The organism is Streptomyces torulosus (assembly GCF_001419765.1).
Taxonomy (GTDB): Bacteria; Actinomycetota; Actinomycetes; order Streptomycetales; family Streptomycetaceae; genus Streptomyces; species Streptomyces torulosus.
In genome coordinates this window covers 1-22,804 of record NZ_LIRK01000139.1, presented here as the reverse complement: position 1 = coordinate 22,804, position 22,804 = coordinate 1, and the positions used below count along the sequence as shown (strand labels likewise).

Here is a 22,804-nt window from a genome sequence, read left to right as displayed (position 1 = left end):
GCCACCGCCTCCGCCGCGGTGAACACCTTGTCGCGGTCCATGTCGGCCCGCAGGTCCGCCACGTCATGGTGGGTGTGCCGGGCCAGCACCTCCTCGACCTGGGCCCGGATCCGCGCCATCTCCTTGGCCTGGAGGGCGAGGTCCGACACCGTTCCGCGGCTGCCCCCGCTGGCCGGCTGCCCCAGCAGCACGCGCGCGTGCTCCAGCACATACCGCCGTCCCGGGTCCCCGCCCGCGAGCAGCACCGCGGCCGTGGACGCCGCCTGCCCCACGCAGACCGTCGAGATCGGCGCCCGCACGAACGACATCGTGTCGTAGATCGCCATCAGCGAAGTGAACGATCCGCCCGGCGAGTTGATGTAGATCGCGATCTCGCTCTCGGGCGCCGAAGACTCCAGATGCAGCAGCTGCGCGATGACGACGTTCGCCACCCCGTCGTCGATCTCCGTGCCCAGGAAGATGATCCGCTCGGACAGCAGCCGGCTGTACACGTCGTACGACCGCTCGCCCTGCGGGGTCCGCTCCACCACGTTCGGAATCGTGTACGTCCCCATCACTGCAGTCCCATCCGTCGCCGGGAGGAGGCCGGGCGGACGTCGTCGAGCGACTCGACGACCCGGTCGACCATCCCGTACTCCCTCGCCTGCTCTGCCGTGAACCAGCGGTCCCGGTCGCCGTCCCTGGCGATCGTCTCCGGGGTCTGGCCGGTGTGCTCCGCGGTGATCCGCTCGATGGCCCGCTTGGTGAACTCCAGGTTCTCCGCCTGGATCTCGATGTCGGCGGCGGTGCCCCCGATGCCCGCCGACGGCTGGTGCATCATGATCCGTGCGTTGGGCAGCGCGAACCGCTTGCCGCGCGTGCCCACGGTCAGCAGGAACTGGCCCATGCTCGCCGCGAAACCCATGACGAGGGTCGACACGTCGTTCGGGATCAGCCGCATCGTGTCGTAGATGGCGAGCCCCGCCGTCACCGAACCGCCGGGACTGTTGATGTACAGGCTGATGTCGGTGCGCGGGTCCTCCGCCGACAGCAGCAGCAACTGCGCGCAGACCCGGTTGGCGGATACCTCGTCGACCTGGGTGCCGAGGAACACGATCCGCTGCCCGAGCAGCTGCGCGGCGAGATGGTCGTCGAAGCGGGAGGGCGGGGTGTCGCCCTCCTCCGCGCGCGGAGCGAGCGACGGGGCCCAGCCGGTGATCAGGGGAGCCATGCATCCTCCAGGTGAGTGACGCGGCCACTGTGGCCGCCTGCCTCCACTCTTCCCGGAGACCGCCTCCCACCTGGACTTTCTCTGCCCGCGGCAGATTCGCCGACAGCAGAGCCGCACCGGTTTCGAGGCGCGCCGCGTGATTTGTGCCCGCGCCGCCGATGAGTTTCCGCATCAGGATCGGTCGACAGGGATGACGACACATCCCGCCCGAGGAGGCACACATGTCCAGCGACGGTTTCACCACCTGCCTGTGGTTCGACGGCCAGGCCGAGGAAGCGGCCGCCCACTACGTCTCGATCTTCAAGAACTCCCGGCTGGGCCGGGTCACCCACGTCCCCGAGAGCGCGCCGCTCCCGGCCGGCGCCGTCCTCGCCGTCGAATTCGTGGCCAACGGCCAGCGGTTCCTCGCTCTCAACGGCGGCCCCATGTACAAGTTCACCGAGGCGATCTCCTTCCAGATCTTCTGCGCGGACCAGGATGAGGTCGACCACTACTGGAGCAAGCTGACCGAGGGCGGCGGCGAGCCGGGTCCCTGCGGATGGCTCAAGGACAGGTTCGGCGTGTCCTGGCAGGTCATCCCCACCCGGCTCATGGAGATGATCAGCGACCCCGACCCGCAGCGGGCGTCCCGGGCGAACGCGGCGATGATGTCGATGGGCAAGCTGGACATCGCCGCCCTGGAGAAGGCGTACGCGGGCGAGTAGCGACCGGCGCGGGGTGCCCCCACCCTGGTGCGCGGTTCTCCCGAAAGGGCGCGCACCAGGGCACACACCACATCCTCGCTGTTTCTTTACTTACTCCGGGTAGCGGCGATCAAGGGGCCCGATGAGGCTTTCCTGTGCACCATCCGTCACCGGAGGAACAGTGAACGTCTCCCTCAGCACCTGGCTGCTCACCGTCGTGGCCCTGTGCGTGCTGGTCGCCGTCGACTTCTTCATCGGCCGCAAACCCCACGACGTGTCGATCAAGGAAGCCGGGATCTGGTCGGCCGTCTGGGTCGCCCTGGCCATCGCGTTCGGCCTCGGTCTGCTGGCCTTCGGCGGCGGGAAACCCGCCGGGGAGTTCTTCGCGGGGTTCATCACCGAGAAGTCGCTGAGCGTCGACAACCTCTTCGTCTTCGTGCTGATCATGGCGAAGTTCGCGGTGCCCTCGCAGTACCAGCAGCGCGTCCTGATGATCGGCGTCCTCATGGCGCTGGTGCTCCGCGCCGTGTTCATCGCGGCCGGCGCGGCGATCATCTCCAGCTTCTCGTGGGTCTTCTACCTCTTCGGCGCCTTCCTCGTCTGGACCGCCTGGAAGCTCGTCCAGGACGCCCGCAAGGACAGCCATGACGAGGAGTACGAGGAGAACAAGCTGCTCAAGGCCGTCGAGAAACGATTCGGCGTGGCCGACCGCTATCACGGCACCAAGCTGTGGGTGGAGGAGAACGGCAAGCGCGTGATGACGCCGATGCTCGTCGTGATGCTGGCGATCGGCTCCACCGACGTCCTCTTCGCCCTCGACTCGATCCCCGCGATCTACGGCCTCACCCAGGACCCGTACATCGTCTTCACCGCCAACGCCTTTGCCCTGATGGGCCTGCGCCAGCTGTACTTCCTCATCGGCGGCCTCCTGAAGAAGTTGGTCCACCTCTCCTACGGCCTGTCGATCATCCTCGGCTTCATCGGCGTCAAACTCGTCCTGCACGCGCTGCACGAGTCCGGCGTCCACGTCCCCGAGATCTCGATCCCCTTCTCCCTCGGGTTCATCGTCCTGGTCCTCGGTGTGACGACCGCGACGAGCCTGTGGGCGACGCGGAACCAGCGGCAGGCCCTGCCCGCCGACGAGGGCCCCGACCCCGACCCCGAGCAGGCCTCCCAGCAGGCCTGAGCAGCACCCAGCAGGCCTGAGCAACGGACCCCGCCCGGGTCAGGACCAGCCCGACGGCCGGGCTAGGACCGTGCCTCGGCGATGGCCCGGGTGATCTCGCGGGCCATCCGCGTGACCCCGGGGGAGCGCACCGGACACGGCCGCGGCTTCGACGTCGTCGGGGCCAGGCAGAAGTGCAGCAGGTCCTTGTCGTGGTGAACGGCCGTGCGGCCCCGGTCAGGCTGGGTGCAGTAGCCGTCGTGCGCGCGCTCGTACGCGGTGCACGGCAGGTACTGCGCCCATGTGTAGCGCCCGGACGCCGGGCTCACGGCCTTGCCGGCGTCGGCGACGAGGTCACCGGAGGCCCCGGCCTGCTTCTCGTAGAGGGCGTTCACCCGGCGGACCCGGTCCGGGGTCATCGGGTCCGGCCCCTGGAGCACCCACACGATGGTCGGCCGACGCGTGCCGCCCGCCCCCGCGATCTGGTCGGTGAGGCGCTCGGCCGCGGCCGCGTACCGGGAGAAGTACTCGGCGCGGTCCTCCCCGTAGGTGACGCCGTCCATGCACGGCGTGTAGTCCCACGCGTTGCCCCAGAACTGCAGCACGACGTAGTCCGGGCGCAGCCGTCGCACCAGCGCCGCCGCCTTGTCGGCGGCCGGCACGAGCGACCGGTCGGCGGTGCCCTCCAGGTAGTCGCACAGCGTCGTACCGGAGTAGGGGACGGCCGTGTACCGGGCGTGCAGTTCGTCCTTCAGTAACTCGCCGAGGACCTTCTGGTTCTCCGTGGCGATCGAGTCCCCGAGGTACAGCACCTCGGGCGCGGGCTTCGCGGCGGGCGTGCCCGGGGACGTGGTCGCCGCACGCTGCCGTGTGGTCGGCGACGCGTCCGGGGCCGAGGGTGCCGAGGGCACCTCGTCCGGGGGCGCCTGCGGATCCCCGCACCCGCCGAGCAGCAGTGCGGACAGCACCGCCCCCGCCACTCCCACCATCCACGGCTTGCGCATGCGCGACTCCCGCCCCGGCCACCGAAACGGCTCACCAGGCAAGCACAGCCCGGCACCAGGGGGAAGCCCTTCATCGGCCACGAGGGCGCCCGGCGCGGCCGGACGCCCCCGCGCGCTCACCTCACGGCGTCATGCCGCCCGAGCACGCGGCACCCGGCTCCGGCGTCTGCTCGCCCTGCACGTACTTGTCGAGGAACTTCTGCACCCGCGGGTCGGACGCCTTGTCCACCTTCAGTTGGTGCTCCCAGGCGCTCAGCACGATCGGCGACGACTGGTCCTCATACGGGCTCATGAAGGTGTACGACGTCTTCTTCACCAGGTCGGACAGGGACTCGACGTCCGCCTTCGCCGCCTTGTCGTTGTACGTCACCCACACCGCGCCGTGCTCCAGCCCGTGCACCGCGTTCTCGTTCGGCACGGCCTTGGTGTACACCTGCTTGTCGCAGTTCACCCACACCTGGTTGTGGTCACCGCCCACCGGCGGGCTCATCTTGTAGTCCACGGTCCCGTTGACGTGGTTCTGGGTGAGCTTCGACCAGCTCTTCACGCCGTCGACCGGTGCGGCCTTCGCCTCTTCCCTGTCCTGCGCGGCGTCGATCAGGAACCAGCCGCCGCCGACGAGCCCGGCGAGGATCACCGTGGTGACGCCGAGCGTGAGCAGACGCATCCGCCGCTCACGGGCCTGCTCGGCCTTGCGTATCTCCTCGACGCGGGCGCGGCGCGCCGCCTCCCTGCTCTTGCCGCTCTCCTTGTTGCCCTTGGGGTTCTTGCCGGCCTTCGCCTTGGATGTAGCCACGGGATGTCCCTCTCCCCGCCGTGCCCTCCCCGGGCAGGCGGTGCTGCGAGTCGTCGTCGGTGTCTCGGGTGCGGCGCGGCGGCCTAGACCCGGAGCAACTGCAGGACGTGGAGGTCGGGCGGGCGGGCCCGGCAGGGGTCCCGGGACGGGTCGAGCGCCGACACGGCGGGCCCGGCGGCGGGCTGCCAGGGCACGGTGCTGTGGTCGGCGCCCGGCAGCGGCGCGTGGCCGAGAACGGCCCGCGGGTCGGACGAGTGGCAGTCGTGTCCGGGGCCCTCTTCGCACGGGTCGTGCTCCGCGTGGTCGGCCCGCGCCGCCACGACGGACGCTCCCGCCGTCGCCGCGCCGGAGAACACCGGCCCCGTGAACGGGGGACCGGCCCTCCGAGCCTCACCGGGAGGCGAGCCCACACAGGACAGCACGAACGCGGCCAGCGCCAGCGAGACGACGACCACGGCGTACGCCCACCGGTCGCGGGCGCACGGCATCGCCGTACGTCGGAACGGTCGGCCGGACATGGGGCGCACCTGATGAGTCGAGTGAACAGGAGTGCGAGCGTCGCCGAAATTATCAGAAGACCCACAGCCGTGGTTCCGCCCCGGTGCTGTCGCCCCCCGGCGGAGCGATTTCATGCGGTCTGTCCCGTTCGGCGCGCGATCCAAGCGGCCCCTGGCTAGCGTGAGACCCGCGGAAACCACCTGTCGAACCGAGGAGAGTGGCAGCCATGGCCGCACGTCCCGAGGGAGTCCCCTGCTGGGCCGACGCGATGTTCGGCGACATCGAGGGGGCCAAGAGTTTCTACGGCGACGTACTGGGCTGGACGTTCGGCGAGTCGTCCTCCGAGTACGGCAACTACACGCAGGCGTACGCGGGCGGCAAGGCGGTGGCCGCGGTCGTCCCGCCGATGCCCGGTCAGGAGGGCCAGTCCGCCTGGTGCCTGTACTTCGCCTCCTCCGACGTGCACGCCACCGGCGCCAGGATCCGTGAGCACGGCGGCGAACTGCTGATGGACCCGATGCAGGTCGGCGACTTCGGCTCCATGCTTCTCGCCCGTTCCCCGGAAGGCGTCGTCTTCGGCGTCTGGCAGGCGGGCCTCCACGAGGGCTTCGAGGCGATGGGCGTGCCCGGCGCCTACGCCTGGGCCGAGATCTTCACCCGCGACGTGGAGAAGTCCGACGCCTTCTTCCCGGCGGTCTTCGGCTACCGGGCCCGGCAGATGGAGGCCCCCGACGAACCCGGCATGGACTTCCGGGTCTTCGACCTGGGGGAGGAGCCGCTGATCGGCCGGATGAAGATGACCGACGACTTCCCGCCCGAGGTGCCGTCGTACATCAACGTCTACTTCACGGTCGCCGACTGCGACGACGCGGTCGCCAAGGCCACCAAGCTGGGCGGCGTCCTCCGCTTCGGCCCGATGGACACCCCCTTCGGCCGCTTCGCGGCGCTCAGCGACCCGCAGGGTGCCTCGTTCTCGGTGATCGATGTCACCAACACCCAGGGCGAGATGCCGAAGCTGAGCGCGGTGGACTGAGCCGACCGCACGGCAGGGGCGGGGGAGCGGGGCCCATGGACGGGACCGCACCCCCGCGCATGGCATGATCGACGCCATGCCGGAACGTGTTGTGGCCGCCTGTGACGGAGCGTCCAAGGGAAACCCCGGGCCAGCGGGCTGGGCCTGGGTGGTGGCAGAGGACGACGAGATCCCCTCCCGCTGGGAGGCCGGCCCGCTGGGCAGGGCCACCAACAACATCGCCGAACTGACGGCGCTGGAGCGGCTGTTGGCCGCCACCGACCCGGATGTCGCGATCGAGATCCGGATGGACTCCCAGTACGCGATGAAGGCGGTCACCACCTGGCTGCCCGGCTGGAAGCGCAACGGCTGGCGGACCGCCGCCGGTAAGCCGGTCGCCAACCAGGAGCTGGTCGTCCGCATCGACGAACTGCTCGCCGGCCGCACGGTCGAGTTCCGCTACGTCCCCGCCCACCAGGTCGACGGCGACCGCCTCAACGACTTCGCCGACCGCGCGGCGAGCCAGGCGGCCACCGCCCAGGAGCCCGCCGGCAGCGAACTGGGCTCCCCGGAGCCCCCGGCCGCACCCGACACGGTCCCCGCCCGCCGGGCCCCGGCGAAGAAGAGGCCCGGCAAGACCGGCGGCAGGGCCGGGGCGTCCTCGTCCTCGTCCCGCACGATCAAGGCGAAGTTCCCCGGCCGCTGCGTGTGCGGCCGCTCCTACGCCGCGGGCGAGTCCATCGCCAAGAACGACCAGGGCTGGGGCCACCCTGAGTGCCGTACGACGGAGCGGACCGAAGCCGGCTAGCCGGTTAGCCGACTGCGTCGAACGTGTAGTGCGGGGTGTGGTCGAGCAGCGCGGCCGGGGTCGTGTCGTTCCACGGCTTCATGGTCTCGTCGAGGTCCACCACGTTCGGGGTGCCGGCTGCCGGCAGGTAGGTCGAGCCCGGGTGGCGGCGCTGCCACTCGGCCCACAGCTTGTCGATGTAGGCGTGGTGCATCCAGAAGACCGGGTCGTTGGGGGAGGCTCCGGTCCCCATCTGGCCGCCCACCCAGACGTGCACGCGGTTGTGGAGGTTGACGCCCCGCCAGCCCTCCAGATGGTTGCGGAATCCGTCCGACGCGCTGTTCCAGGGCGCCATGTCGTACGTCGGCATCGCGAGGACGGACTCCACCTCGGCCCGCGTCGGCAGCTGCCGCACCGCGCTCCCGAGGGCGCGGCGCAGAAAGGTGCGCCCGTCGATGCGCACATTGATCGGCCAGTTCCCGGTGGACGCGGCGAACGGCCCGTCCATCACCTGTCCGTCACGGCTGCGGCCGGTGCCGCCGAGGAAGTCCGGCGCCCAGAGCGAGGCACGCGGTGTGCGGTCCGTCGTCCAGTCCCAGTAGGGCAGGGCGACCGTGGGGTCCAAGGACTGCAGGGCCCGCTCGAACTCCAGCAGGAATCTGCGGTGCCAGGGCAGGAAGGACGGCGAACGGTGGCCCGTCCGCTCGCCGCTGTCGGTGTCGCCGAGGATGAACGCGTTGTGCGTCGTGACGAAGGCGTCGTAGCGGCCGGAGCGCTTCAGCTCGATCAGCGCGGCGACGAGGCGTCGCTTCTCGTCGGCGGTCAGGGCGGCCTGGTTCTTGCGTATGGTCATGGGTGCGCGGCTCCTCGTGGTGCTGGTGGTGCTCGTGGTGGTGCGGGTGCGGTCAGTTGAAGGGGACGAGACGAGCGCCCTGGAGTTCGTCGACCGCGGCGCGCGCGGCGGCGCGCGGGGTCGGCACGGGGGAGTAGTGGCTGACGACGCTGATCCAGCTGCCGTCGGCGTTCCGCATCACGTGCAGCTCGATCCCGTCGACGTACACGGCGTAGCCGGCGCCGTGGTGGTGGCCGCCGCCCGCGGTCGCCCTGCCCTGTATCCGGCGCCCCCGGTAGACCTCGTCGAAGGCCTCGGGCCCGCCGTGGTGGTCGTGGTCGTCGGCGACCGCGGCCGGGGCGGAGACGCCGGTCGTCACGGCCACCGCGACGGCGGCTCCGGCTCCGGCCCCGAGGACATGACGACGGGTGATCTCAGGCATGCGGATACCTCCTGGGATGGGGGATTGCGTTGACCCGTCATGCCTATCGACCGAGTGGATCACCGGAGAAATCACCGAAAGTCGGTTGGCTGCGATCCGGACAATTAAGTACATGTCGTACAAGCTTGAACGAAGATGATCTTGCTGTGAAGGGCTCCCGAGCGTGCACGGAGGGAGATATTCCGCCCGCTGGGGCGCTCGCCGCCGATGATCTTGCGGCGGTGGTGTGATCGTCGTGGCCGGGATCACGCGCGCAAAGTGACGCGAACCCGGACGGTCGCCCGCGCTGCTACTCTTCGTGGTCAACTGATCACTTTGCGCAGCGAAACGGGAGTGTGCGTGAAGATCGCGTGCGTCGGCGGCGGACCCGCAGGCCTGTACTTCTCGATCCTGATGAAGCGTCAGGACCCGTCCCACGACATCACCGTCCATGAACGGAACCCCGCCGGAGCCACCTACGGCTGGGGCGTGACCTACTGGTCCGAGCTACTGGACAAGCTCCGCGAAGGAGACCCCGAGACGGCCCTCGCCATCAGCGAGAACTCCGTCAGCTGGACCAGCGGGGTGGCCCACGTCCGCGACCGCACGACGGTCCAGCCCGGCGACGAGGGCTTCGGCATCGGCCGCCACCGACTGCTCGAACTGCTCGCCGAACGCGCCCGGTCCCTCGGGGTGTGCGTGGAGTACGAGCACGAGGTCACCGCCGACGACCTGCCCGACGCCGACCTCGTGGTGGCGGGCGACGGCGTCAACAGCGCGGTGCGCGAGCGGTACGCCGATCGGTTCGGCAGCGACATCGCCCTCGGCCGCAACGCCTACATCTGGCTCGGCACCACCAAGGTCTTCGACTCGTTCACGTTCTCGTTCCAGGAGACCGACCACGGCTGGATCTGGGCCTACGGCTACCCGTTCAGCGGCGAGCAGAGCACCTGCGTCATCGAGTGCTCTCCCGAGACGCTCGCCGGTCTCGGCATGGACGCCATGGGTGAGGCGGACGGCCTGGCCCAGTTGGAGAAGATCTTCGCCGACATCCTCGACGGACACCCGCTGATCGGCCGGGAGAAGGGCGACGGCGCCGCCCAGTGGCTCACCTTCCGCACCCTGACCAACCGCACCTGGCGCCACGGCGACATCGTCCTGCTCGGCGACGCCGCCCACACCACCCACTACTCCATCGGCGCCGGCACCACCCTCGCCCTGGAGGACGCCATCTGCCTCGCGCGCGAGCTCGGGACACAGCCGGACAAGGAGGCCGCGCTCGCCGCGTACGAGCGCCGGCGCAAGGCCGACCTCCTCCGGCTCCAGAGCGCGGCCCGCTACAGCGCCCAGTGGTACGAGAACCTCCCGCGCTACATCCACCTCCCCCCGGAGCAGATGTTCGCCCTGCTCGGTCAGCGGCACTCGCCGCTGCTGCCGTACGTCCCGCCGCAGCTCTACTACCGTCTCGACCGCGCCGCCGGCCGGCTGGAGGCGTTGCGCCGCCTCAAGCGCTGGCTGGGCCCGAAGCTGGCACGGACCTCCCAGTCCCGCGCGCTCGCGACCCGCAAGTAGACGGCCCGGCGAAGCCGCAGAGGGGCGCCCCTGTCGGGGGCGCCGACGGGCCGCGTGGCGTCGGTCTAGTGGACGCCCCGCGGCCGGAACTGGACGCTGATGCGCGGCCCCACCGCCCGGGTCGACTTCGGGATCGCGTGGTCCCAGGTGCGCTGACAGGAGCCGCCCATCACGATCAGGTCGCCGTGGCCCAGCGGGAAGCGCAGCGTCTCCCCGCCGCCGTGCGGCCGCAGGGCCAGATCGCGGGGGTCGCCCACGGACAGGATGGCCACCATCGTGTCCTCGCGGGCGCCGCGCCCGATCCGGTCGCCGTGCCAGGCCACGCTGTCCCGGCCGTCGCGGTAGTAGCACAGCCCCGCCGTGGCGAACGGCTCGCCCAGTTCCTCGGCGTAGTGCGCGGAGAGGGCGTCCCGGGCCTCCTCCAGGACGGGGTGCGGCAGCGGGTCGTCGACGCCGTAGAAGGCGAGCAGCCGGGGTACGTCGACGACCTGCTCGTACATCTGCCGCCGCTCGGCCCGCCAGGGCACCTCCTCGGCGAGCCGCGTGAACAGCGCGTCGGCGCCGGTGAGCCAGCCGGGCAGCAGATCGACCCAGGCCCCGGCGCCCAGCTCGCGCCGGCTCAGCCCGTCGAGAGGGCCGAGGCGAAGGTCGTCGGACTGGTCGAAGAGGGAGCCCTGGAGGTGCATGGCCATACCAGCAGCCTACCTCGGCAATAGAAAGCCTGTTCGATCACGGGCGTGCGCCGCCCGAGCGGCCTGGCCCCCTCCCCGCCTCCGGTCAGTGCTGCTGGGTCTGCGCCGTCACCTCGCTCGGCCGTACGACCACGAATCCCTCGCCCTCCAGCTTCAGCTGCACGGCCTCCCCGGAGCCGCCGCGGATCATCGAGCCGAACGACTGGGAGCGGTGCAGCGACGTGTGCAGGTGGGCCGTCCAGCCGACCACCGCGTCCGTGTCGACGAACACCGGGAGCTGCGGCGAGACCGGGATGACGAGCGGGTTGCCGTCGCAGACGAGCCCGAGCTTGCCCTGGCCGGTGAACACACTGTTGAACAGTCCGCCCCCGGTCATGCCGGCGCCCTTCACCGTCTTGATCTCGTACGACAGCGTGGCGTCGAAACACAGCACGTTGCGCCCGTTGACGGTGAACACGTCGCCCGGCTCGATGTCGACGATGAAGCAGTTCTGCGCCTCGTGTGCGAACCAGGCCTCACCCTGACCCCGCACCGCCATCAGCGGCAGGCCCTCCCCGGTGACGGCGCGCTTGAGCATGCCGCCCACGCCCTGACCCTTGCGTTCGAACTGCAGGTTCCCCCGGAAGGCGATCATCGCGCCCTGCCGCGCGAGCATCTCGCCGTTGACGGCGTACTTGATGGACTTGGCGTTCTGCACACTCATCCCCGGCGCGTACGCCGGCTGGATCATGTGCTCGTTGGAGAAAAGATCGCTCTTCATACCGGCATGCTGGCCCGGATCCCCGGATTCCGCCAAGCGACGCGCGGAGCAGGGGGATTGAGGCGCCTGGCACCGTCCGGAGCGGAATGGTAAAAGCGGGCATGACCAACAAGAACGTCGGCGTCGACATCCCCGACCGGCGGGGCCGCACCGGACTCGACCGCACGGGCCTCGACCTCACCGGCAACCCGCGGGTCAAGGTGCGGGACGTGAAACTGCTGTCCTGCCACTGGTACGTGGAGCGCACCACCACCTTCGACTTCCAGCACGCCGACGGCACCTGGAGCACCCAGGAACGCGAGACGCACGACCGGGGCAACGGCGCCACCGTGCTGCTCTACGACACCGCACGCGAAACCGTCCTCCTGACCCGCCAGTTCCGCTATCCCGTGTACGTCAACGGCCACACCGACGGCATGCTCGTGGAGACGCCGGGCGGTCTGCTCGACGAGGAGGACGAGCATCCCGAGGTCGCCGTGCGCCGTGAGGTCGTCGAGGAGACGGGGCACACGATCGGCGACATCCAGCACGTCTTCGACGTCTATATGAGCCCCGGCTCCGTCACCGAGCGGATCAGCTTCTTCGCCGCCCCGTACAGCCCCTCGACCCGCACCCACGAAGGCGGCGGCCTGGACGAGGAGGGCGAGGACATCGAACTCGTCGAACTGCCCTTCCGGCGCGCCCTGGAGATGATCCGCAGCGGGGAGATCGCCGACGCCAAGACCATCATGCTGCTGTAATGGGCGGCGTTGGAGGGCCCGTTCAAGGCGTGATCCCCCCCGACGCCGTGGCCGTCAGGCGCCCTCCAGCGCCTCGGCGGCCTCGGCGGCGACCGCCTCGGCGACCGCGGTCAGCGCCGGGGAGTCCAGCTTCCACTGCTGCCAGAACAGCGGGGCGTCCATGGCCCGCTCCGGGGCCAGGCCGACCAGTCGTCCCGCCGAGAGCAGCGGCTCCGCCTGGGTGGCGGGCACCATGCCCCAGCCCATCCCGCCGACCACCGCGTCGACGAAACCCTCCGACGTCGGCACGTAGTGCCGTCGCGCCGAGGCCGGGCGGCCTCCGGTCACCCGCCGTACGAAGGCGTCCTGGAACTCGTCCCGCCGGTCGAAGAACACCACCGGCGCGTCGACGATCACCTCCTCCAGCGGCACCTCCGATCCGACGCCGAACCACCGCCGCGCGAAGGCCGGAGCCGCGACGGGCAGATACCGCATCCGCCCGAGGGCCCGCACGGAACAGCCGGCCACGGCGTCCGGCGCCGAGGTGACCGCGGCCATCACCAGCCCCTCGCGCAGCAGCCGGGCCGTGTGCTGCTCGTCCTCGCGCAACAGCTCGTAACAGGGCCGCAGCTCCTCCGGCACCCGGGTCAGGGCGGGCAGGAACCAGGTGGCCAGCGAGTCCGCGTTCACCGCGATCGACACCCGGGTCGCCTCCCCGGCGCCCGTCATGCCGAGCGCGGTGTGCGCGTCGTGCTCCAGCCGGGACAGCTGGCGGGCGAACTGCACGATCACCTCGCCGGACTCGGTGGGCCGCACCGGCTTCTCCCGGATCAGCAGGACCCGGCCCACACGCTGCTCCAGGGCCTTGACCCGCTGGCTGACCGCCGACGGCGTCACATGCAGCGCGCCGGCCGCGGCGTCGAACGTGCCTTCGTCCACCACGGCCAGCAGGGTCCGGACGAGATCGAGCGGAAGCTGGGACATCACGATAGCTAATGATACGTAAGAATCTTTAGCTGTACGAATGGTGCCGCGTTTTCTAGCGTCGACCCTGTGATCAGCGAAATGACCGCCCTCAGCGCCGGATTCGGCACCGGCCTCTCCCTCATCGTCGCCATCGGCGCCCAGAACGCCTTCGTCCTGCGCCAAGGACTGCACCGGGACGCGGTGCTCCCGGTCGTGGCGATCTGCGCCCTGTCCGACGCGGTGCTGATCGCGCTCGGCGTCGCCGGGGTCGGCGCCGTGGTCGTCGCCTTCCCGGCCGTCCTCACCGTGGTCGCCCTCGTCGGCGGCGGCTTCCTCATCGTGTACGGCATCCTCGCCGCCCGGCGCGCGCTCAGGCCCGCCGGGGAGGCGCTGCGCGCCGGCAGCGGAACGGCCGGCTCGGTGCGCCGGGCCGTTCTCACCTGTCTGGCGCTGACCTGGCTGAACCCGCACGTCTACCTCGACACCGTCTTCCTGGTCGGCTCCATCGCCGCCGACCGCGGCCCCCTGCGCTGGACCTTCGGTATCGGCGCGGCCCTGGCGAGCCTGTGCTGGTTCGCCGCCCTGGGGTTCGGAGCCCGACTGCTCAGCCGCTATCTGTCCCGCCCCGAGGCGTGGCGCGCCCTGGACGGCCTGGTCGCCGTCACCATGCTCGTCCTCGGCGGCATGCTGATCGTCGGGGCGTGAGCGGGGGAGCGACGCCTCATCGGCGGCAGCGGGACCGGCGGGCGTGTGGCCGCGTCGACAGCATGTGAGACGGCGGTGAAACCGGCTGTCCCGGCGGTGGTGATCTCCGCGATAGTGGTGGCCCGTATCAAAAGATGTATCGAGCAACGGGATGCGCGTGGACACCACCAAGAGCACCGGCGACGACACCGCCCCGGAAGGCGACTCCGGGGCCGCGCCGCGCGGCGGCTGGCGCCGCTTCGCGTTGGACACCCGTCCGCTGCGCCGCCCCGCCTACCGGCGTCTGTGGTCCTCCACCGTCGTCACGGCGGTCGGCAGCCAGCTGACCGCCGTCGCCGTGCCCAAGCAGATCTACGACATCACCGGCTCCTCGGCCTGGGTGGGCTACGCGAGCCTCGCCGGACTCCTCCCCATGGTGATCTTCGCACTGTGGGGAGGTGCCGTCGCCGACAGCGTGGACCGCCGCACCCTGCTCCTGGTCACCAACACCGGGATCGCCGTCACGTCGGTGCTGTTCTGGGTCCAGGCCGTCACCGGCCTCGCGTCGGTGTGGGTGCTGATGGTGCTGCTCGCCGTCCAGCAGGCGTTCTTCGGTCTCAACTCACCGGCCCGCAACGCCTCCATCGCCCGTCTCGTCCCCGCCGGTGAACTGGCCGCCGCGGCCGCCCTCGGCTCGACCGTGATGCAACTCGGCCTGGTGGCGGGGCCGTTGCTCGCGGGTGCCCTCATCCCGGTGATCGGCCTGGCGGAGCTGTATCTGATCGACGCCCTCGCCCTGTGCGTCACCTTGTGGGCGGTATACAAGCTGCCCGCCCTGCCGCCCCTGGACTCCTCCACGACGCGGCGCGCCGGCTGGCGGGAGGTCGCCGCCGGTTTCCGCTACATCGCCCTGCACAAGGTGCTGCTGCTGTCGTTCCTCGCCGACATCATCGCGATGGTCCTCGGCATGCCCCGCGCCCTGTTCCCGCAGCTCGCCGACACCACCTACGCCCCTTACGGGGAAGGTCTGGCCCTCGGTCTGCTGTTCGCCGCCATCCCGATCGGGGCCGTCCTCGGCGGGCTGACGTCCGGCACCTTCTCCCGTTCGTCCCGGCACGGTCTGATGGTCATCCTCGCCGTCCTGGCCTGGGGCGCGGCCATCACCGGGTTCGGGCTGAGCACCAGCCTGTGGGTCGCCGTGGCGTTCCTCGTCGCCGCCGGTGTCGCGGACATGGTGTCCATGGTGTTCCGCGGCGCGATCCTGCTGTCCGCCGCCACCGACGAGATGCGCGGCCGCATGCAGGGCGTCTTCACCGTGGTCGTCGCCGGCGGCCCCCGCCTCGCCGACGTCCTGCACGGCACCGCCGGTTCGGCCTTCGGCGCGCGTACGGCCGTGGCGGGCGGCGGCCTGCTGGTCGTCGCCGCCGTCCTGCTCCTCGCGACGGTCACCCCGGCCCTGCGGCGCTACCGGATATCGGGGGAGGAACGCCCTTGATCCTGCGTACGCTGCCCATCAGGCGCACACCCCACAGGCAGGAGTACGGACGATGGAGTACGTGAAGCTCGGTTCGACGGGTCTGGACGTGTCCCGGATCTGCGTGGGATGCATGAGTTTCGGGCTCCCCGGGCGAGGCACGCACGAGTGGACGCTGGACGAGGAGGCGTCCCGCCCGCTGATCCGTCGGGCGCTGGACGCCGGGCTCAACTTCTTCGACACGGCGAACGTCTACTCCGACGGCACCAGCGAGGAGATCGTCGGCAGCGCACTCGCCGAGTTCGCGCGGCGCGACGAGATCGTGATCGCCACCAAGGTCAACGGCGCCATGCACCAGGGCCCCAACGCGTGGGGACTGTCCCGCAAGGCGATCATGACGGAGATCGACAACAGCCTGCGCCGCCTCGGCACCGACTACGTGGACCTCTATCAGATCCACCGCTTCGACCCGAACACGCCGGTCGAGGAGACGATGGAGGCCCTGCACGACGTGGTGAAGGCGGGCAAGGCCCGCTACATCGGGGCGAGTTCCATGTACGCGTGGCAGTTCTCGAAGATGCAGTACACGGCCCGGACGAACGGCTGGACGCGGTTCGTGTCCATGCAGAACCACTACAACCTCCTCTACCGCGAGGAGGAGCGGGAGATGCTGCCGCTGTGCGAGGACCAGAGTGTGGCCACGCTGCCCTGGAGCCCGCTCGCCCGCGGCCGTCTCACGCGCGACTGGGGCACCGTCACCGAACGCACCGAGGCCGACAACTTCGGCAGGACCCTCTACCAGGAGGGCGACCGTGAGATCGTCGACGCGGTCACCCGCATCGCCGGCGAGCGCGGCGTCCCCCGCGCCCGGGTCGCCCTGGCCTGGCTGCTGGGCCGGCCCACCGTCACCGCCCCCATCGTCGGCGCGACCAAGCCCCACCACCTCGACGACGCGGTGGCCGCCCTCGACATCACCCTCACCGAGAAGGAGATCGAGGAGCTGGAGCGGCCCTACACGCCCCGCGCGATCAGCGGCCACTAAGTCCCACGCGCCTGGACGAGACGCAGGGTGCGGGCGTCCGCGCGCCGGACCGGGCGGGAACCGGTGCGCGGACGCCCGCCCGGAGGGCGGGTCAGGGCCGGGTGTACTCCTGGCGCACGGTCGTGGCGAGCCGGGTCAGCGCCTCCTCGGCACCCTCCCGGTCGGTCTTGTCCAGCAGGGCGAGGGCGTCCGCCGCGGCCAGCCGCACCCGCTGCGGCACCTCGTCCAGTGCGGCCATCCGGTAGGCGATCGTGCGCCGGGCCTCACGCTCCTCGGCGGTGACCCCGAACGGCCCGGTACGGGGGAAGACCGCGGCCTCGTACGCGGTCACATGGATGAGCACCCCGTGCGCGATCCCCTCGGCGTACCCCCGCTGCCCCGCCTGACGCTGCGCCATGGCGAAGTGCGCCATCGCCCGCCGCCGCACGATGAGCGACCCCACCATGCCCACGAGACCCGCGCACACCGCCGCCCCCAGCGCGACGAGGCCACCGCCGAGCAGCGCGCCGATGAGGGCGCCGCCCGCCATCAGCAGACAGGTCAGCCCGGTGGTCAGCATCAGCAGGGCGCGTGCGGGAGTGAGCGAGGCCATGGCGTGCAGTCTCTCAGCTCCACGACCGGCGCCCCAAGCCGATTCCGCCGTGCGCTGACGGCGGATCACGCGCGTCGCGGCGGGTCGCGTCGGCTGACGGGGGCTCACACTGGCCGGTCGCAGTCGCCGGCCCCCGGGGACCACCGGTGCCGACGGCCTGCGAGCGGCCCGGCCCCGGCGGTCAACTACCCGCCGTCGGGCGAAGATCGAGCGTCGGCATAGGGTGTCGTCCGTGACAGCCCGCGAGTCCGACGAGGCGGTCGCCGACCAGAGTGAGGCCGAGGGGGAGACCGCCGACCCATGAACCAGATCCTGTACGCCGGGGCCATAGGACTGTTCCTGACGCTCATCGGCACACCCCTGCTGATCAAGCTGCTGGCCCGCAAGGGATACGGCCAGTACATCCGCGACGACGGCCCCCGCGAGCACGCCAGCAAGCGCGGCACCCCGACCATGGGCGGCATCGCCTTCATCCTGGCCACCGTGGTCGCCTACGCCCTGACCAAGATCCTCACCGGAGAGAGCCCCACCTACCCCGGTGTCCTGGTGCTGTTCCTGATGGCGGGCATGGGCGTCGTCGGCTTCCTCGACGACTACATCAAGATCGTCAAGCGGCGTTCGCTGGGGCTGCGGGCCGGGGCGAAGATGGCCGGCCAGCTGATCGTCGGCATCGTCTTCGCCGTGCTGGCCATCCGGTTCGCGGACGAGCGGGGCCAGACGCCCGCCTCGCTCAAGCTGTCCTTCGTCACGGACTTCGGCTGGACCATCGGGCCGGTCCTGTTCGTCGTCTGGGCACTGTTCATGATCCTCGCCATGTCGAACGGCGTGAACCTCACCGACGGACTCGACGGACTGGCGACCGGCGCGTCCGTCATGGTCTTCGGCGGCTACACCTTCATCGGTCTGTGGCAGTTCCAGAACTCCTGCGCCAACGCCATGGAACTCACCGACCCCGCCTCCTGTATAGAGGTCCGCGATCCGCTCGACCTGGCCGTCGTCGCCGCCGCGCTGATGGGCGCCTGCTTCGGGTTCCTGTGGTGGAACACCTCACCAGCCAAGATCTTCATGGGCGACACCGGTTCGCTCGCCCTCGGCGGCGCGCTCGCGGGCCTCGCCATCTGCTCCCGCACCGAGCTGCTGCTCGTGGTGCTCGGCGGACTCTTCGTCCTGATCACCCTGTCCGTGATCATCCAGGTCGGTTCGTTCAAGCTGACCGGCCGACGGGTCTTCCGGATGGCCCCGCTGCAACACCACTTCGAACTCAAGGGCTGGTCCGAAGTCCTGGTCGTCGTCCGCTTCTGGACCATCCAGGGCATCTGCGTGATCGTCGGCCTCGGCCTCTTCTACACGGGCTGGGCGGCAGGCTGATCGGCCGGGGTGCGGCGAAGTCCCGTCGGCTGCCCGGCGGTTACGCTGCTCGCCCGATCCGGTAGACCACGCTGCGGCGCAACGGGCCCTCCGGCATGCTCGGGTCGTCGAAGTCGTCGGCGGGGTCATGGGTCATGCCGATGCGGCGCATCACCGCTTGCGAGCGGAGGTTGGTTGCCACCGTCACCGCGAGGATCTCGTCGAGGTCGAGACGCCGGAAGCCGAAGTCCACGGCGGCACGGGCCGCCTCCGTGGCATAGCCGTGCCCCCACGCCGTACGCGTGAGGCGCCAGCCCGCCTCCACACCGGTGAACGGCATGTCGTCCTCCACCGGATCGAGGCCGGTGAACCCGATGAACTCCCCGGTGGCCCGCACCTCCACGGCCCACCATCCCCAGCCCCGTCGGTCGAGATCGGCCTGGAATCGGGCGACGGACGCGTCGCTCTGCTCGGTCGTGAGCAGTTCCGGAAAGTACGCGCGCACCTCGGGATCGGCGTTCATGGCCGCCCAGGGGGCGAGATCGGACTCCCGCCACGCGCGCAACAGGAGTCGGTCGGTTCGCAGTTCGGACATCGGGCCAACCTAATGTGATCTTGGGCCGTGCCGCGAGCGATTATCGGCGGGGCTCAGTCAAGGCAGAACTCGTTGCCCTCGATGTCCCGCATGACGATGCACGACTCGTAGACTCCGTCGGCCCGCAGCAGCCGCTCGCGGACCGCGCCGAGCGCGACCAGCCGTGCGCACTCGGCTTCGAGGGCGGCCAGGCGTTCGTCGCCCACCAGCCCGGTGCCGATCCGCACGTCCAGATGCACCCGGTTCTTGACGACCTTGCCCTCGGGGACGCGCTGGAAGTACAGGCGGGGGCCCACACCCGTGGGATCGCCGCACGCGAACCCCTGGCCCTGTCGCTCGGGCGGCAGCGAGCGATCATACGCGTCCCATGTCGCGAATCCCTCCGGCGGCGGCGGTACGACGTACCCCAGCACCTCGCACCAGAAGCGGGCGAGACGCTCGGGATCGGCGCAGTCGAAGGTGACTTGGAACTTCTTGATCGTGGACATCGGCGCACCATAACGCCTGCTGGGCGGTCGCGCGAAGGGAATTCGGCGGGGATGCGACCGGAAGGGGAGTGCGCCGACGCCGCAGGCCGCAGTCGCCCTCCCGTGTCGGCCTCCGCCTACCTGGGGCGGTAGGCCCGGAGGAACGTCCGTACCCCCTCGACCACCAGGGGCCGGACGCGGTCGTCCTGCGCCGCGTTCGCGGAACCGAGCCGGTCCAGCGCGACACCGAAGGTCAGCGCGATGAACTGGTCGGCCGCGAGGCGGGGATCGGGGACGTCGAGCAGCCCGGCCGCGCCGAAGGCGGCGAACCGCTCGGCGAGCGCCTCGTCGGGAGTGTCGGCCATGGAGTTGTAGCCCGGTTGCGGCAGATGGCCGGACTCCGCCCGGACCAGGCGTTGCAGCGTCGCGTACTCCGCCGAGCCGAGCATGTCGGTCGCGATGCGCATCGAGAACGAGATCAAGGCGTCCTCGAGGTCGGCGTCCCCGGTGCGGTCGGTGAGGGTCTCGTCGAGGGTGCTCCGAATCGTGGTGATCAGCGACTGGCCGACGGCGTCGACGACCGCCTGCAGCAGGGTCCGCTTGTCGCCGAAGTAGTCGTACACCGTCCGCTTGGAGACCCCGGCCCGGGCGGCGACGGCGTCGACGCTGGATCGGTCGAAGCCGTCGGCGAGGAACAGTTCCCGGGCGGCCGTGAGGATGGCCGCCCGCTTGGGCGTGGACCCCTCACGCAGGGTCTTCGTGGTCGGCATGGCCACATCCTAACCGTCCTACACTGCACGGTGTAGTGTAGTTGTGAGCTGCAAACGTACAGCCGTTCCCTCGCCCGCCCGGCTTTGACGGAAAGGATGTCCATGACCGCGACTCTTGCTCCCCCGGCCCGTGTCGGGAGGGCCGCTGTGGGTGCCCTCGGCGCGCTGGCTGTCGCCACCGGTGCCCTGGAGTCGGTGGTGACGCCGACGCTTCCGCTCCTGCAACGCGAACTGGGGATGAGCCCCGCCGAAGGGGCCTTGATCAGCATCATGCTGCTGATCACCGGCGCGCTCGTCACCCCGGTCGCCGGCACCTTAGGTGACCGCTACGGCGGTAAACGGGTCCTGATCCGGCTGATGGCGGTGGTGTCCGTCGGTGGCCTGGTGTCCGCCCTCGCGCCCAACCTGCCGGTGCTGCTGCTCGGTCAGGTGCTGCAAGGCGCGATGGTGGGCGCGCTGCCCCTGTCGTTCATCCTGGCGCGCGACCATCTGCCCGCGGGCGAGTCGAAGGTGGCCATCGGGACGGTCAGCGGATTGTTCGTCGTGGGCGGGATGGCGGGAACGCTGTCGGCAGGTCCGGTCGCGGAAGGGCTGTCGCGCCACTGGATGTTCGCGCTGCCGACGATCGCGGTCATCGGCGCCACCATCCTGGTGAACGGGCTCATGCCGCATGATCCGCCCGCCCGTTCCGGCGGTGCCGCCATCGACTGGCCCGGCCTGGTCCTCCTCAGCGGCACTCTGGTCACGCTCATGCTCGTCCTCGCGACGGCACCCGACATAGGCTCCCAGCCCCTCATGGTCGGCGCCCTCGTCGTGGTGCTGGCCGCCCTCGCGACCGGATGGACGGCCGTCGAGCGTCGTGCGGCCACACCGATGGTCGATCTGCGCATGCTGGCACGGCCCGAGGTGTGGAAGTCGTGCGTGCTGACGTTCGTGATCTGCGTCGGTACGTCGGCCGCGGTCTACCTGGTCCCGCAGCTGTTCGCGGTGCCCACCGACGCGTACGGCTTCGGGGCCGGCGCCACCGAGATCGGGTTCTTCCTGCTGCCCGGCGCCCTGGCCGCGTCCCTGGCCGGGCCGCTCGGCGGGATCGGGACACGGCGATTCGGCACGCGCCCCGTGGTCACCACCGGGATCGTCCTGATGGCCGCCGCCCTGATCACCCTGGCGGCCGTACACACCGAGGTCTGGCACCTCGTCCTCGGCAAGGCGTTGATCGCGCTGGCCAACGGCCTGTGCGTCACGGCGCTGGTGACCGGCACCGCCACCTCCGTCGAACACGGCGACACCGGCATCGCCACCGGCCTGGTTCTCGTGACGCGGGTGATCGGCTTCGCCGTGGGTGTGCAGCTCAGCGGCGCGCTCCTCACGGCCGGGACCCCCGCAGGGTCGCAGATCCCCGCCGAATCGGCCTTCGTCACCGGCTTCGTCGTCGCGGGCGCCGTGACGGCGCTGTCCCTCCTGCTCACCCGCACCATGAACGAAGGAGTCAAGTGATGCCCCCCACCGATCGGTCGCGGAACACCCGCTCCACGCCGCCCCGCCACGTCCTCGTCTCCGGGGCCGGCGTCGCCGGGCTCACCCTCGCGTACTGGCTGAACCGCCAGGGCTTACGCGTCACCCTGGTTGAGAAGGCGGCCACACCGCGTCGCGGCGGCTACCCCGTCGACGTACGCGGCACCGCCGTCGAGGTCGTCCGGGGGATGGGGGTCCTGCCGCGGCTGCGGGACGCGCACGTCGACCTGCGCCGGCTGACCTTCCTCGACGGGGACGGCCGCGAGGTGGCCTCGGTCGACCCGCACACCGTCACCGGCGGAGTCGCGGGACGGGATCTGGAGGTGCCGCGCGGCGACCTGACCGACCTGCTCCACACGGCGGTCCGGGACGACGTGGAGTTCCTGTACGACGACTCCATCGACACCCTCGACCAGACCGGCGACGGGGTCGACGTCACCTTCCGCCGCGGCAGCGGGCGTACGTTCGACCTGGTGTTCGGCGCGGACGGTCTGCACTCCCGTACCCGCGCGCTCCTGTTCGGCCCCGAGGAACGTTTCCACCACTACCTCGGCTTCTGCTTCGCCGCATTCACCCTGCGCGACACCTTCGGGCTCTCCCACGAGACCGTGCTGTGGAACACCCCGGGCAGGGCGGCCGCGCTCTACGCCGCGGGCGACGTCGCCGAGGTGCACGCCCTGCTGGCCCTCGCCCGCCCGGAACCGCCGTTCGACCTGTTCCGGGACCCGCGGGCCCAACGGGACCTGGTCGCCGAGGTCTTCGCCGACGCCGGATGGCGGGTCCCGGACATCCTCACCGCCATGCGCGCAGCGGACGACCTGTACTTCGACGGGGTCAGCCAGATCCGCATGCCCAGCTGGTCCGGCGGCAGGGTCGCGCTGGTGGGCGACGCCGCGTACGCGCCCTCGTTCCTCACCGGGCAGGGCACCAGCCTCGCGCTCGTCGGCGCGTACATGCTCGCCGCATCCCTGTCCGGCCGGGACCACGCCGCGAGCTTCGCCGCCTACGAACAGACCACCCGAGAGTTCGTGACCGTCAACCAGAACCAGGTCGGCGAGGGCGACGCCACCCTCTTCCCGACCACTACCGAGGCGTTGGCGCGGCGCAACGACATGCTGCGCGCACTCGCCGCGGCACCCTCCGGGGAAGGGCGACCCGCCCACTCGGCCCTCACCCTGCCCACGAGCACGAGCACGAGCAC

At 70.7% G+C, this 22,804-nt stretch carries 26 protein-coding genes; 12 read left to right on the top strand and 14 right to left on the bottom strand.

The annotated features are described in order from the left end of the window. Nucleotides 1-554 (bottom strand): ClpP family protease (locus tag AOK23_RS10740; protein WP_055712518.1); only part of this gene is annotated, 554 nt, incomplete at its 3' end. Beyond that, on the bottom strand, nt 554-1,210 hold the full coding sequence (locus tag AOK23_RS10735) for an ATP-dependent Clp protease proteolytic subunit (protein ID WP_055712516.1): 657 nt from the start codon (nt 1,208-1,210) through the stop codon (nt 554-556). The genes AOK23_RS10735 and AOK23_RS10740, both read right to left, overlap by 1 nt. Before the next feature lie 221 nt (nt 1,211-1,431). On the opposite strand from AOK23_RS10735, the gene AOK23_RS10730 reads away from it, so the two are divergent. Next, on the top strand, nt 1,432-1,914 hold the full coding sequence (locus AOK23_RS10730; protein ID WP_055712515.1) for a VOC family protein: 483 nt from the start codon (nt 1,432-1,434) through the stop codon (nt 1,912-1,914). Between the two features lie 160 nt (nt 1,915-2,074). Beyond that, entirely contained in the window at nt 2,075-3,079 is a 1,005-nt protein-coding gene (locus AOK23_RS10725; protein ID WP_055712514.1) for a TerC family protein, read from the top strand. 62 nt (nt 3,080-3,141) lie between these two features. On the opposite strand, the gene AOK23_RS10720 is transcribed toward AOK23_RS10725, so the two are convergent. From AOK23_RS10720 to AOK23_RS10710, 3 genes are all read right to left on the bottom strand, one after another. Continuing rightward, nucleotides 3,142-4,062, bottom strand: coding sequence for an SGNH/GDSL hydrolase family protein (locus tag AOK23_RS10720; protein WP_055712513.1), 921 nt, complete (start codon nt 4,060-4,062; stop codon nt 3,142-3,144). A 121-nt stretch (nt 4,063-4,183) separates the two neighbouring features. Continuing rightward, the gene (locus AOK23_RS10715; RefSeq protein WP_055712512.1) at nt 4,184-4,858 is read right to left on the bottom strand and encodes a DUF3105 domain-containing protein; all 675 of its coding nucleotides are present in this window, start codon (nt 4,856-4,858) and stop codon (nt 4,184-4,186) included. Nucleotides 4,859-4,941: 83 nt separating this feature from the next. Beyond that, nucleotides 4,942-5,376 carry a hypothetical protein gene (locus AOK23_RS10710; RefSeq protein WP_055712511.1) on the bottom strand — a complete coding sequence of 145 codons (435 nt, stop codon included), beginning with the start codon at nt 5,374-5,376 and terminating at the stop codon, nt 4,942-4,944. Between the two features lie 206 nt (nt 5,377-5,582). Here AOK23_RS10710 and AOK23_RS10705 point away from each other — a divergent pair, with 206 nt between their 5' ends. After that, nucleotides 5,583-6,389 carry a VOC family protein gene (locus AOK23_RS10705; protein ID WP_055712510.1) on the top strand — a complete coding sequence of 269 codons (807 nt, stop codon included), beginning with the start codon at nt 5,583-5,585 and terminating at the stop codon, nt 6,387-6,389. 64 nt (nt 6,390-6,453) lie between these two features. Continuing rightward, entirely contained in the window at nt 6,454-7,176 is a 723-nt protein-coding gene (locus tag AOK23_RS10700; protein ID WP_055712509.1) for a ribonuclease H family protein, read from the top strand. A 4-nt stretch (nt 7,177-7,180) separates the two neighbouring features. Here AOK23_RS10700 and melC2 read toward each other — a convergent pair whose 3' ends face one another. Beyond that, entirely contained in the window at nt 7,181-8,008 is an 828-nt protein-coding gene (gene melC2 / locus AOK23_RS10695; RefSeq protein ID WP_055712508.1) for a tyrosinase MelC2, read from the bottom strand. Nucleotides 8,009-8,060: 52 nt separating this feature from the next. Then, nucleotides 8,061-8,429, bottom strand: a complete 369-nt coding sequence (gene melC1 / locus AOK23_RS10690) for an apotyrosinase chaperone MelC1 (protein WP_055712507.1) — start codon at nt 8,427-8,429, stop codon at nt 8,061-8,063. Between the two features lie 339 nt (nt 8,430-8,768). Here melC1 and AOK23_RS10685 point away from each other — a divergent pair, with 339 nt between their 5' ends. Further along, a complete protein-coding gene (locus AOK23_RS10685) occupies nt 8,769-9,980 on the top strand; it encodes an FAD-dependent monooxygenase (RefSeq protein ID WP_206336178.1) in 1,212 nt (403 codons plus the stop codon). A 65-nt stretch (nt 9,981-10,045) separates the two neighbouring features. Here the strand turns inward: AOK23_RS10685 and AOK23_RS10680 are convergent, their stop codons facing one another. Further along, the gene (locus tag AOK23_RS10680) at nt 10,046-10,672 is read right to left on the bottom strand and encodes an alpha-ketoglutarate-dependent dioxygenase AlkB (RefSeq protein ID WP_055712505.1); all 627 of its coding nucleotides are present in this window, start codon (nt 10,670-10,672) and stop codon (nt 10,046-10,048) included. An 85-nt stretch (nt 10,673-10,757) separates the two neighbouring features. Continuing rightward, nucleotides 10,758-11,432 carry an AIM24 family protein gene (locus AOK23_RS10675; protein ID WP_055712504.1) on the bottom strand — a complete coding sequence of 225 codons (675 nt, stop codon included), beginning with the start codon at nt 11,430-11,432 and terminating at the stop codon, nt 10,758-10,760. A gap of 101 nt (nt 11,433-11,533) precedes the next feature. Here AOK23_RS10675 and AOK23_RS10670 point away from each other — a divergent pair, with 101 nt between their 5' ends. Then, complete coding sequence (locus tag AOK23_RS10670; protein WP_055712503.1) at nt 11,534-12,172, top strand: NUDIX domain-containing protein; 639 nt, start codon at nt 11,534-11,536, stop codon at nt 12,170-12,172. Between the two features lie 54 nt (nt 12,173-12,226). Here AOK23_RS10670 and AOK23_RS10665 read toward each other — a convergent pair whose 3' ends face one another. Continuing rightward, complete coding sequence (locus AOK23_RS10665; RefSeq protein ID WP_055712502.1) at nt 12,227-13,138, bottom strand: LysR family transcriptional regulator ArgP; 912 nt, start codon at nt 13,136-13,138, stop codon at nt 12,227-12,229. 78 nt (nt 13,139-13,216) lie between these two features. Here AOK23_RS10665 and AOK23_RS10660 point away from each other — a divergent pair, with 78 nt between their 5' ends. The 3 genes from AOK23_RS10660 (at nt 13,217) to AOK23_RS10650 (ending at nt 16,317) form a co-directional block, all read left to right on the top strand. Next, a complete protein-coding gene (locus AOK23_RS10660; RefSeq protein WP_420823699.1) occupies nt 13,217-13,822 on the top strand; it encodes a LysE/ArgO family amino acid transporter in 606 nt (201 codons plus the stop codon). Between the two features lie 157 nt (nt 13,823-13,979). Next, nucleotides 13,980-15,296: an MFS transporter gene (locus tag AOK23_RS10655; protein ID WP_055712517.1), complete on the top strand. Its 1,317-nt coding sequence runs from the start codon at nt 13,980-13,982 to the stop codon at nt 15,294-15,296. 52 nt (nt 15,297-15,348) lie between these two features. Then, nucleotides 15,349-16,317: an aldo/keto reductase gene (locus AOK23_RS10650; RefSeq protein WP_055712500.1), complete on the top strand. Its 969-nt coding sequence runs from the start codon at nt 15,349-15,351 to the stop codon at nt 16,315-16,317. Nucleotides 16,318-16,408: 91 nt separating this feature from the next. Here the strand turns inward: AOK23_RS10650 and AOK23_RS10645 are convergent, their stop codons facing one another. Then, nucleotides 16,409-16,909 carry a hypothetical protein gene (locus tag AOK23_RS10645; RefSeq protein ID WP_055542466.1) on the bottom strand — a complete coding sequence of 167 codons (501 nt, stop codon included), beginning with the start codon at nt 16,907-16,909 and terminating at the stop codon, nt 16,409-16,411. A 300-nt stretch (nt 16,910-17,209) separates the two neighbouring features. On the opposite strand from AOK23_RS10645, the gene mraY reads away from it, so the two are divergent. Then, a complete protein-coding gene (gene mraY, locus AOK23_RS10640; RefSeq protein ID WP_055712499.1) occupies nt 17,210-18,277 on the top strand; it encodes a phospho-N-acetylmuramoyl-pentapeptide-transferase in 1,068 nt (355 codons plus the stop codon). Between the two features lie 40 nt (nt 18,278-18,317). Here the strand turns inward: mraY and AOK23_RS10635 are convergent, their stop codons facing one another. The 3 genes from AOK23_RS10635 to AOK23_RS10625 form a co-directional block, all read right to left on the bottom strand. Continuing rightward, nucleotides 18,318-18,851: a GNAT family N-acetyltransferase gene (locus tag AOK23_RS10635; RefSeq protein ID WP_055712498.1), complete on the bottom strand. Its 534-nt coding sequence runs from the start codon at nt 18,849-18,851 to the stop codon at nt 18,318-18,320. Between the two features lie 53 nt (nt 18,852-18,904). After that, nucleotides 18,905-19,339 (bottom strand): VOC family protein, encoded by a 435-nt coding sequence (locus tag AOK23_RS10630; protein ID WP_055712497.1) that lies wholly within the window; start codon nt 19,337-19,339, stop codon nt 18,905-18,907. A gap of 116 nt (nt 19,340-19,455) precedes the next feature. Continuing rightward, nucleotides 19,456-20,088, bottom strand: coding sequence for a TetR/AcrR family transcriptional regulator (locus tag AOK23_RS10625; protein WP_055712496.1), 633 nt, complete (start codon nt 20,086-20,088; stop codon nt 19,456-19,458). Between the two features lie 102 nt (nt 20,089-20,190). Here AOK23_RS10625 and AOK23_RS10620 point away from each other — a divergent pair, with 102 nt between their 5' ends. Both AOK23_RS10620 and AOK23_RS10615 read left to right on the top strand, forming a co-directional pair. Then, nucleotides 20,191-21,585 carry an MFS transporter gene (locus AOK23_RS10620; protein ID WP_055712495.1) on the top strand — a complete coding sequence of 465 codons (1,395 nt, stop codon included), beginning with the start codon at nt 20,191-20,193 and terminating at the stop codon, nt 21,583-21,585. Then, nucleotides 21,585-22,804, top strand: a 1,220-nt coding sequence (locus AOK23_RS10615) for an FAD-dependent monooxygenase (protein WP_055712494.1), incomplete at its 3' end; no start/stop codon positions are given. The genes AOK23_RS10620 and AOK23_RS10615, both read left to right, overlap by 1 nt.

Coding starts and splice junctions, on each gene's coding strand:
- AOK23_RS10670 (WP_055712503.1), top strand. CDS start 11,534: ATGACCAACAAGAACGTCGGCGTCGACATCCCCGACCGGCGGGGCCGC.
- mraY (WP_055712499.1), top strand. CDS start 17,210: ATGAACCAGATCCTGTACGCCGGGGCCATAGGACTGTTCCTGACGCTC.
- AOK23_RS10735 (WP_055712516.1), bottom strand. CDS start 1,210: ATGGCTCCCCTGATCACCGGCTGGGCCCCGTCGCTCGCTCCGCGCGCG.
- melC2 (WP_055712508.1), bottom strand. CDS start 8,008: ATGACCATACGCAAGAACCAGGCCGCCCTGACCGCCGACGAGAAGCGA.
- AOK23_RS10635 (WP_055712498.1), bottom strand. CDS start 18,851: ATGTCCGAACTGCGAACCGACCGACTCCTGTTGCGCGCGTGGCGGGAG.
- AOK23_RS10645 (WP_055542466.1), bottom strand. CDS start 16,909: ATGGCCTCGCTCACTCCCGCACGCGCCCTGCTGATGCTGACCACCGGG.
- AOK23_RS10720 (WP_055712513.1), bottom strand. CDS start 4,062: ATGCGCAAGCCGTGGATGGTGGGAGTGGCGGGGGCGGTGCTGTCCGCA.
- AOK23_RS10625 (WP_055712496.1), bottom strand. CDS start 20,088: ATGCCGACCACGAAGACCCTGCGTGAGGGGTCCACGCCCAAGCGGGCG.
- AOK23_RS10675 (WP_055712504.1), bottom strand. CDS start 11,432: ATGAAGAGCGATCTTTTCTCCAACGAGCACATGATCCAGCCGGCGTAC.
- AOK23_RS10730 (WP_055712515.1), top strand. CDS start 1,432: ATGTCCAGCGACGGTTTCACCACCTGCCTGTGGTTCGACGGCCAGGCC.
- AOK23_RS10650 (WP_055712500.1), top strand. CDS start 15,349: ATGGAGTACGTGAAGCTCGGTTCGACGGGTCTGGACGTGTCCCGGATC.
- AOK23_RS10680 (WP_055712505.1), bottom strand. CDS start 10,672: ATGGCCATGCACCTCCAGGGCTCCCTCTTCGACCAGTCCGACGACCTT.
- AOK23_RS10660 (WP_420823699.1), top strand. CDS start 13,217: ATGACCGCCCTCAGCGCCGGATTCGGCACCGGCCTCTCCCTCATCGTC.
- melC1 (WP_055712507.1), bottom strand. CDS start 8,429: ATGCCTGAGATCACCCGTCGTCATGTCCTCGGGGCCGGAGCCGGAGCC.
- AOK23_RS10700 (WP_055712509.1), top strand. CDS start 6,454: ATGATCGACGCCATGCCGGAACGTGTTGTGGCCGCCTGTGACGGAGCG.
- AOK23_RS10620 (WP_055712495.1), top strand. CDS start 20,191: ATGACCGCGACTCTTGCTCCCCCGGCCCGTGTCGGGAGGGCCGCTGTG.
- AOK23_RS10705 (WP_055712510.1), top strand. CDS start 5,583: ATGGCCGCACGTCCCGAGGGAGTCCCCTGCTGGGCCGACGCGATGTTC.
- AOK23_RS10630 (WP_055712497.1), bottom strand. CDS start 19,339: ATGTCCACGATCAAGAAGTTCCAAGTCACCTTCGACTGCGCCGATCCC.
- AOK23_RS10710 (WP_055712511.1), bottom strand. CDS start 5,376: ATGTCCGGCCGACCGTTCCGACGTACGGCGATGCCGTGCGCCCGCGAC.